Here is an 8,472-nt window from a genome sequence, read left to right as displayed (position 1 = left end):
GCTTCTTCAACCAAAACCCAACCCTCAACCTGCCCAGCTCCGCGACCACCTCCGATCACTGCAGCTCAGAAACCACAAACCACTGCAGCTCAGAAACCGGACAAACAGCGCACTAAATGACAAATCAGAAGACCAAGCTGCAGCATGCCACGGGGGGCTGGAGCTGAACGAACTAGAGCTGGAGAAATAGCAGCCCTAAATATACGGTCCCCGGTGCTGGCGCCAGCCACTCCGGGGACCGTTCCCGTACCTACCCAAAACACCGTAGTGAGAGCGTGATCGGCGTGTTAAATATCCCCGCAGTTACCTGGACCCTCACGGTCATCCTGCTGCTCAGCGGAACCTACTACTTACTGCAGGCTGCGAAGTCCTACACGCGCACGGACCAGATCAACAAAAGCCTCCATGCCCTCATGAACGTCCTGATGGCTGTGATGTTGTGGAACCTCGTGCCGTCGACCATTCTGGCTCAGATCGCAGTCTTGACCGGCGCGGCACTGTGGTTTGTTATCCAGGCCGTAGCCCGGCCCGAATTCAAGTTACTCTGCGCGGGTAGCCAGGGCCGAGTGAAATGCGGTTACCACAGCCTCAGCATGGGCGGCGCCGCCTTCATGATCGCAATGATGAGTCATACGGCTGCCAGCCCGGGAAACTCTGTGAACGCCAGCGGGATGTCAATGTCACACGGCCACCACGCGATAGCAGGCGAAAACCACAACACAGCCGCCACAGCAGTTGACCAGCAGCCCACCCTGGCGATCCTGTTGACCGTACTCTTCGGGGCCGCGGCAGTCATTTTCCTTATCCTTTTCCTGCGCAGCCGCATAACGGCAAACTCCCCCAACAAAGCGGCAGCCCCACGATTCTCCCTCCGTGCAGAACACGGATTCGAAGCCCTCGGTGCAACCATTATGGCCCTCATGTTCGCTACCATGTCGGCTTGAGCGGACGTCCCTCATGCGGGGATATGACGCTGGAGATTTTAATCCTATGAATAAGAATGATTCGCTTCGGCCTACACGTATCAGCCTGTCGAGCGCCGAACGCGGAACGCGTCCACAAGCAGAAGCAGCGGGCATGAGAACCGGAACCCTAAGTGTGGCCACCAACACTGATAGATACCTCATAGAAAAGATTTGCCACTTAAGCCTCGAGTCCGGGGAGTGCTTCTTCTGCACAGGACCGGAGACGGATTGAGCGCGCATAGTACCCCGGGGCCTTCCGTTTCAGAGCGCGGGAGGCCCCGGTACCAATCATCTGGGCAATTGATCCTCATGCAAAGCCCGGTTCCGACAAGAGTGACCTTTGTTGCTGACGGATGGTGTGGCGCCCCAGTGATTACGTGGGTCACCAACCCGGTCGCATTGCCTCGCCGGAAGCAAGGCTCCGCAACGGACCTTCAGAACGATGGTTCAATACCCGGCGCGCGACAACACTGGCCAAAGCAGCTCTCATGGCGTGGCTGATTCTCATTCTTTCGGGGTCCCTGGAAGCTGTTTGGGCGGCAGCCTTGCACCGGGCGTTCCAGGCCTCAGGTAGGCGCAGGCTCGCACTCGCCCTTCTCTTCCTGCTCTCTGTCCTTGCCAGCATGGCCGGCCTCGCCATCGCTATGCAGTCCATCCCCACCGGCACGGCTTACGCAGTGTGGGTGGGCGTGGGCGTGGTGCTCACCTCGACCTACGCCATCATGACCAAGGCGGAACGCCCGACGGCCGCGCGCCTGCTGCTATTGAGCGGTATCGCCGCCTGTGTGGTCGGGCTGAAGGTGGTGGCGTAGTGACTCAGCGTTCACTGGCTTGGCTGATGCTGCTGGGTTCCGCCGTGTTGGAGGCTGTTTGGGCCACCGCTCTGGGCCTCTCCGGCAACCTCACCATCCTTATGCCCACCCTTGTTTTCACCGTGACGGCCACCCTCAGCATGGTCGGGCTGGGCCTGGCAATCCGCTGTATTCCGCTCGGCACGGCATACTCCGTCTGGGTGGGGATCGGCGCTGCGTTAACGGTGGGCTGGGCCATGGTCACGGGAAACGAATCCTTCAGTGTCCTCAGACTCTTTTTCATCGGGGGGATTGTGGCCTGTGCAGCCGGGCTGAAAGCGCTTCCGGCGCTTGCCCCTGACGAGTCCCACCCACTCACACCATCCGGCGGCCTGTCCCAGCTACCCGTCGTCGGAAATGCGCGCCGCGTAACCGACGACGAGCAGACTCAGCGACCGGTTTAGGCCCTTAGTATCAAATCCACGAGACAGGGGGCCGTGGAGTCTCAGTGAGCAAGCTGGACGGCCATCCGGCGGGTCTTCGACGAGAGCAGACGCTGCGTCGGCGTCGAAATCGCCAACAACGCCTACAGCTCCCCACCGACCAGGCCGGGGTGGCTTCCTGGATCAAGAGGTTTCTACTCATATGTCTTTGGGGGCGTTCATGCGGCTGGTTCAGCCGTCTTCACCTTCGAACTGTGGTTGAGGCGACCTCCGGCGGACTGTCCTCGCACCTCCGGCAATCTGGTCTCGGTCAGAATAGTCCCCCAACCTGATGGCAGCTCCCGTCGTTGAGACCTATCAGATTAGGCTTCGAACGGTTCTTTCCAGAGATGCTTTCTCAGAGGTCATAGGTGTCATCCCTATAGCCTCAGCGGGTCCGGGTTCTAAGCGTCTGCAGTGCCACCGGTCCCCGACTTACTCAAGGTTCCTAGCCAAAGATCCCTTCTTCAGACAGGCACAACATCCTCCTCGACGCCCTTTGCCACCCCCGCCGAGACTACTCCCGCGCCGCCGGCACCAATCCTTCCTTCTGCCCCGGATGCGGCGCTGCCCGCGTCGGTGCCGGTCAGGGTGGAGGTCCCCTCCATCGGTGTGAATGCAGCGTTGTTGCCGTTGGGAAAGCAGGCCAATGGTGAAGTGGACACCCCGCCCGGGAACCGGGTTCCCCTGCCGGGTGGTATAAAAACTCGCCCGCTCCCGGGCAGGCCGGTTCCGCGGTCATCCTCGGCCACGTCAACGGTCGGGCTCTTCTACCGCCTCCACGAACTCACCCCCGGCCAGACAATCACCGTCACCCGCTCGGACCAGGTCGCGGCAGTGTTCACCGTAGACAAAGTCGACGTCTACCACAAAGCGGCCTTCCCGACGGTGGAGGTCTTTCGGAACGCGGACCGGCCCGAGGTCCGGTTGATCACCTGTGGCGGATACTACTTCTCCACCGGGGAGTACCTGGATAACACCGTCGTCTATGCCCACCTGACCTCGACCCACCCGGCCTAAACCCTGAGCTTTCCCAAAACGCCGGGCTGTCCGGGGACGCCAGGAAGATCCTAGTATTTTTCGTCAGCTCCGTGAAAAGGAAACCCCATGACGACGACCAGAACTCGTCAACGCTTCGCCCTGGCACTGATCTCCGCAGCCACCGTCATCGGTTCCAGCTCCTGCGGGACCACCGGCACAGCAACCAACCCATCCTCAGCCCCTCCAGCAGCCACGGCATCACCGACCGCATCCATGCCGGGGATGAGCACCTCCCCGGCAGAGTCCCCCACGGCGTCCACGGGATCCGTACCGGAGCTGACCATCCACATCAAATCCTTCGCCTACACCGGCCCGGACAGCGTTCCGGCCGGCGCGACGGTCACCGTGATGAACATGGACGCCCAGGCCCACACCCTCACCGCCGACGACGGCTCGTTCGACGCCGTCGTCAAACCCGGCACCAGCGCCACGTTCTCCGCCCCGGGAAAACCAGGCAGTTACACGTATCACTGCACCTACCACTCCAATATGCGCGGGACGCTGACCGTCAAATGAACACTGCCACAAACTCCAGCCAAGGACCCGTCGTGGAACCGTCCCGGCCGGGCCGGTACCACGGGCGCTCGGTCACGGCCATGATCCTGCGGGTCCTGGCAGCGGCAGCCCTCGCCGTGGACGCGGTCGTCCACGCCCGGCTCGCCCCGGACTACCAGTCAGCCGCCCCTGAAGGTCTCGGCGAAGGCAACCTCTTCCTCGCCGAAGCCGCAGCCGTCGCCATGGTCGGGCTCTACGTCCTGATCCGCGGCAGCCGCCCGGCCTGGGTGCTGGCCCTGCTCACCGCCGGAGGCAGCCTGGCCATCCTCCCCCTCTACCGGTACGTCGCTGTCCCCGCCATCGGGCCCTTCCCTGCCATGTATGAACCCGTCTGGTTTTTCGATAAAACCCTAACCGCCCTGGCCCAAACGGCCGTGGTCCTCCTGGCCGCCGTCGCTCTAACACTCCACCGGCGGTACCGGCCGAAGCCGCTGGCTCCCACCGCCCTTGCACCCGGGCGCAGCCGTGGGCAGGATGAGAGTTAAGAACAAGAACCGGTCCACACGGACCGGCGCGACCACCACCACCCGATCACCACCGTTGGAGGATTTATGAGCACGGAAGCCAATATCCACGCCCAGGAGCGCTTCGGCGTCGCCGTGAACACCGGCCGGCTCGATGAGCTCGATGAGGTCGTTGCATTCGATTGTGTCGACCACGATCCCGCCCCCGGACAGGGGCGTGGCCCGCAGGGATTCAAAGTCCTGTTCACCGGCCTGCGCGCCTCGTTCCCTGATCTGAACTTCTCCGTCGAGCACCTGACTGCCGCCGGCGACGACGTGGCGTTCGCGTACACAATTACCGGGACACATAAAGGACCACTGATGGGCTACGCGCCCACCGACCGGAGCTTCCGGATCCGGGGAATGCAGCTTGGCCGGTTTGAGGACGGCAAGCTCGTGGAACGGTGGGGCAGCAGCGATCAACTCGGCATGCTCACCCAGCTCGGCCTGGTGCCCCGGCCATGAGAATCATCCGGGCAATCAGCACCGGGGCCCTCGCCGGGGCCGCCGGGACGACCGCACTGAACACCCTCACCCACCTCGATATGATCTGGCGGGCCCGCCCGGCCAGCAGCACTCCGGAAGCCACCGTGGAAAAGCTCGCCGAGGTCACGGGAATCAAAATCCCAGCTAGCGCGGAAGAACGCACGAACCGTATCGCCGCACTCGGCCCACTGACAGGCCTCCTCGTCGGCGCAGGCGTCGGCGCCGCGCTCGGACTGGCCCGGACGGCCGGATACCGGCCCGGACTCCTCGGGTCCTCACTGACCGCGGCCGCGGGCGTATTGATCGGCAGCAACGGGCCAATGACCATCCTCGGAATCACAGACCCCCGCACTTGGTCCCCCCGCGGACTGGGCCAGCGACCTCGTCCCGCACCTGGCATGCGGCATCGTCACCGGCGCCGCGCTCCACATGCTCGACAAAGGCGCCGCCGGCCCGCCTTAACTGGTGAATCTTCTATATCTGTCAAGCTGTGATTAGGATCGCTTCAGTGGCGGCGTGGAGCACTCAGTGCCCGGTACAGATGGCGGGCGAAGTGCCACCGAATGGGCCCCAGCTCTTCCGCTCCCTGCCCCGGCAGAAGATTATCCCGCTGGCCTCCAAAGCCACCTCATCCAGATGGTGACGCACGACCGCCGGCTGGGGTGGCTGACTGGATTTCTCTGTGTAGTTTAAGCAATCAGCTCCCCTAGTGGTTGTGTCGGCGCCGCTACGGCAGCAGCGAAAAGGGGCCGAGACGACAGGGATCCCCTTGAATGCGGGGGTGCATCCAAGGCGGCCTCCGGTCGGTCCAAGACTGGTCTTGCCGGGTTAGAGGCCCAGGGGGAAGCTGAGCATTTGGATTGAAGCGGCATATCCGGAAGCGACCGGTTTTACGTCCCCCACCGGGACGGCCGGGGCGGGGCGGTCCGGTTTCGACGCGACACCGGATTCAGTTGGACGTAGGATTCAGTGACAGGAAAGGACTTCCGTCATGAGGCTTGAGGGCTGGCATCTGATCATCATCATCGTTCTCGTTCTGGTGCTTTTTGCCGCACCGAAACTGCCGGGCATGGCCAGAAGCCTGGGCCAGTCGATGCGTATCTTCAAGTCCGAAGTCCGCGAAATGAGGACGGACGGCCCCCCGGTGAAGGACCCGGCAGAGACCGGGGCCGTTGAAGGCACGACCGTGACCCCCCCGACGTCCACCGGCGCCGAAGGCCGCACGGGAGGCGGAAGAGGCGTTCCACCTCCGGACCGCGCCTAAGACGCCATGGCAGGCACTAAGAGCCGGCGTTCCAACCCCGAGGGGCGAATGGCGCTCCTGGACCACCTCAAAGAGTTGCGGAACCGGCTCTTCAAGGCTGCGATTGCCGTCGTGCTCGGAACCGTCGTCGGTTTCTTCGTCTACCAGCCGATGCTCACGGCGCTGATCGAGCCGATCCGCGACCTGAACGACCATGAGGGCCGGCAGGCCAGCTTGAACTTCGACGGCGTGGCGAGCTCCTTTGACCTGATGATCCAGGTGTCCGTCTTCCTGGGCCTCATCTTCGCCAGCCCCGTCTGGCTCTATCAGCTCTGGGCGTTCATTGTCCCTGGCCTGCACAAGAAGGAACGCCGCATCGCCTTGTCGTTCGTCGCGGCAGCCGTGCCGCTGTTCGTGGGAGGCGTGGCCCTGGCCTGGCTTGTATTGCCGAACGCGGTGCGGGTGCTAACCGATTTCACACCCTCCGGCGGCTCCAACTTCATCAGCGCCCAGATCTACCTGACCTTCGTCCTGCGCCTGCTGTTGGCATTCGGTATCGCGTTCTTGCTGCCCGTGGTCCTGATCGGCCTGAATCTGGCCGGTATTGTCAAGGGCCGGCAGCTCCTGAAGAGCTGGCGCATCACCGTCTTCCTCGTGTGCCTGTTCGCTGCCATGGCCGCACCCGGCGCCGACGCCACCAGCATGTTCTATCTGGCCGTGCCCATGTTGGTACTTTTCTTCGCCGCCATCGGGGTTTGCCTGCTCAACGACCGCCGGCGCGGCAAGCGCACAGCCATGATTGCTGCGGAAACCGAAGCCACGGCGGACCAGGGTACTCCCGACTCCGAGTTGGGGAATCTCTAGCCCAAGGTTTTCATGGCGGGTCCGTTGGGATGGCGTGTTAATCAGGGAAAGGGTGCTCTGAACTGGGAAAATAGTGGTTGTCGAGACCGTTATTTTCCGAGCGAAGGAGCACCCTTTCGATGCAGAAGTCTACCTCCGATTTTCCGTCCTTTCCGGTCACTTTCACCGGCCAGTCGCTGATCTCCCACGCGGGGGTCACAGCCCTCACCGGCTTCATGGACGCCCTGGGTTTCGGCAGGCTGTGCGAGGACAGGCTCGGTCAGTTTGTTCCCTCCGGCGCCCGGCATCGTTCGGGCAAACTCCTCGGATCCCTGGCCGCGACGCTCGCCGCCGGAGGCGAACATGCCTCCGATCTGGACATCCTGCGTTCCTCACCCGGGGTATTTGGTCAGCTGCCCTCGAACGCGACCGTCTCCCGGTTCTTCGAACGCACCGTGGCGAACCCGGAGCTGTCCAGCTACGGATTCGAGACCCTCACCCGGGCCCTGCGCACCCGGGTCTGGGACGCTGCCGGGGACCGGAACCCGGCACTGGCCGCGACGGCCGCGGATCCGCTGATCATCGACCTCGACGCGACCCTGGTGACCTCGCACTCGGATAAGGAAAACGTGGCCGGAACTTACAAAGGCGGCTACGGGTTCGCCCCGTTCATCGCCAGCGTCGATTACGGCGGCGGCAACGGTTCCGGGGAGATCCTTGCCGCCGTGCTGCGGCCCGGCAACGCTGGAGCGAACAGCGCCGAAGACCACATCCGGGTCTTCCACACCGCCGCAGCCCAGCTGCCCGAGAGCTTCTACACCAACGAGGCCGGGGCCCTGGCCGGGGAGAAGGTGTTGGTCCGTACCGACAGTGCCGGGGCCTCGCGGAAGTTCCTCTGGCACCTGCACAGCCTGGGCGTGCAGTTCTCCACCAGCTTCGCGCTGCGGTTGGGCAAGGCGCACATGATCGACTGGATCACCGACAAAGAACACTGGCAGCCGGCCCTGGACCAGTCCGGAAACGAACGGACCGATGCGTGGGTCATCAACGCCACCGACGTCATTCCGCTCACCGATTACCCGCCGGGCACGAACCTGTTCCTCCGCGCCGAGCCGCTACACCCCGGCGCGCAGCCGACCCTCCTCTATGTCGACGGCCGACCACCGCAGGCGGGCAGCCCCCGGGCTGCCCGCCTGCCGTTGCCCGTCCTCTTCTTTTGTGGGTGGAGTGTCAGGCGCTGGCTGCGCTCCGGTTGATCTCGCCGTTTACCCCCTTGGGGAAGAATCCGCCTTCTCTTTCGGCTTTGGCGGTGAGGTAGGCGATGTTCAGGACCTGCCCCGGGCTGCGGCTGAAAGCGATGCCGTTTGCGTCGGTCGGGACAAGGTTGGCGGTGTCTTTAGTGCCAATACCCTGATCGAGATCAGTTGATCCATCGAGGCTGTCCCGGGCGTCGGAGATCGCTTGGGCTGGTACCTGCAGATCACGAGCGTAGAGGGTGGTTCTGATGATTCCGGCGTGATAAGCCTCGACAGCGAGGATACCGGCGGCGGCTTCGAGGTAGGT

The 8,472-nt window shown here is 63.4% G+C and carries 12 protein-coding genes and 1 pseudogene; 11 read left to right on the top strand and 2 right to left on the bottom strand.

The window, feature by feature from the left end; genetic code table 11:
- The 4 genes from ABIB49_RS19010 to ABIB49_RS18995 form a co-directional block, all read left to right on the top strand.
- A partial coding sequence (locus tag ABIB49_RS19010) for a hypothetical protein (protein WP_354157634.1) occupies positions 1-190 on the top strand: 190 nt, incomplete at its 5' end.
- Between the two features lie 94 nt (positions 191-284).
- Entirely contained in the window at positions 285-944 is a 660-nt protein-coding gene (locus ABIB49_RS19005; protein WP_354157633.1) for a DUF5134 domain-containing protein, read from the top strand.
- A gap of 509 nt (positions 945-1,453) precedes the next feature.
- Positions 1,454-1,777, top strand: coding sequence for a DMT family transporter (locus ABIB49_RS19000; RefSeq protein WP_354157632.1), 324 nt, complete (start codon positions 1,454-1,456; stop codon positions 1,775-1,777).
- Positions 1,778-1,803: 26 nt separating this feature from the next.
- Positions 1,804-2,220: a DMT family transporter gene (locus ABIB49_RS18995; protein ID WP_354157635.1), complete on the top strand. Its 417-nt coding sequence runs from the start codon at positions 1,804-1,806 to the stop codon at positions 2,218-2,220.
- Between the two features lie 485 nt (positions 2,221-2,705).
- Here ABIB49_RS18995 and ABIB49_RS18990 read toward each other — a convergent pair whose 3' ends face one another.
- Complete coding sequence (locus ABIB49_RS18990; protein WP_354157631.1) at positions 2,706-2,846, bottom strand: hypothetical protein; 141 nt, start codon at positions 2,844-2,846, stop codon at positions 2,706-2,708.
- On the opposite strand from ABIB49_RS18990, the gene ABIB49_RS18985 reads away from it, so the two are divergent.
- The 7 genes and pseudogenes from ABIB49_RS18985 to ABIB49_RS18955 all read left to right on the top strand — a co-directional run.
- Complete coding sequence (locus ABIB49_RS18985; protein ID WP_502913845.1) at positions 2,818-3,258, top strand: sortase domain-containing protein; 441 nt, start codon at positions 2,818-2,820, stop codon at positions 3,256-3,258. The two genes, ABIB49_RS18990 and ABIB49_RS18985, sit on opposite strands and share 29 nt — an antisense overlap.
- 87 nt (positions 3,259-3,345) lie before the next feature.
- Positions 3,346-3,795: a cupredoxin domain-containing protein gene (locus tag ABIB49_RS18980; RefSeq protein ID WP_354157629.1), complete on the top strand. Its 450-nt coding sequence runs from the start codon at positions 3,346-3,348 to the stop codon at positions 3,793-3,795.
- Complete coding sequence (locus ABIB49_RS18975; protein WP_354157628.1) at positions 3,792-4,319, top strand: hypothetical protein; 528 nt, start codon at positions 3,792-3,794, stop codon at positions 4,317-4,319. Before ABIB49_RS18980 ends, ABIB49_RS18975 begins: the two co-directional genes overlap by 4 nt.
- A 66-nt stretch (positions 4,320-4,385) precedes the next feature.
- Positions 4,386-4,802, top strand: coding sequence for an ester cyclase (locus ABIB49_RS18970; protein ID WP_354157627.1), 417 nt, complete (start codon positions 4,386-4,388; stop codon positions 4,800-4,802).
- A gap of 1,012 nt (positions 4,803-5,814) precedes the next feature.
- On the top strand, positions 5,815-6,087 hold the full coding sequence (tatA, locus tag ABIB49_RS18965; protein ID WP_354157626.1) for a Sec-independent protein translocase subunit TatA: 273 nt from the start codon (positions 5,815-5,817) through the stop codon (positions 6,085-6,087).
- A gap of 6 nt (positions 6,088-6,093) precedes the next feature.
- Positions 6,094-6,930: a twin-arginine translocase subunit TatC gene (gene tatC, locus ABIB49_RS18960; protein ID WP_354157625.1), complete on the top strand. Its 837-nt coding sequence runs from the start codon at positions 6,094-6,096 to the stop codon at positions 6,928-6,930.
- 119 nt (positions 6,931-7,049) lie between these two features.
- A pseudogene (locus ABIB49_RS18955) lies at positions 7,050-8,120 on the top strand (transposase); the annotation flags it as partial.
- Positions 8,121-8,139: 19 nt separating this feature from the next.
- Here ABIB49_RS18955 and ABIB49_RS18950 read toward each other — a convergent pair.
- The coding region (locus tag ABIB49_RS18950; RefSeq protein ID WP_354157624.1) for a ferritin-like domain-containing protein at positions 8,140-8,472 on the bottom strand (333 nt) is incomplete at its 5' end.

Source organism: Arthrobacter sp. UYCu512 (genome assembly GCF_040547075.1).
Classification (GTDB): Bacteria; Actinomycetota; Actinomycetes; order Actinomycetales; family Micrococcaceae; genus Arthrobacter.
This window is presented reverse-complemented; position numbering and strand designations above follow the sequence as displayed.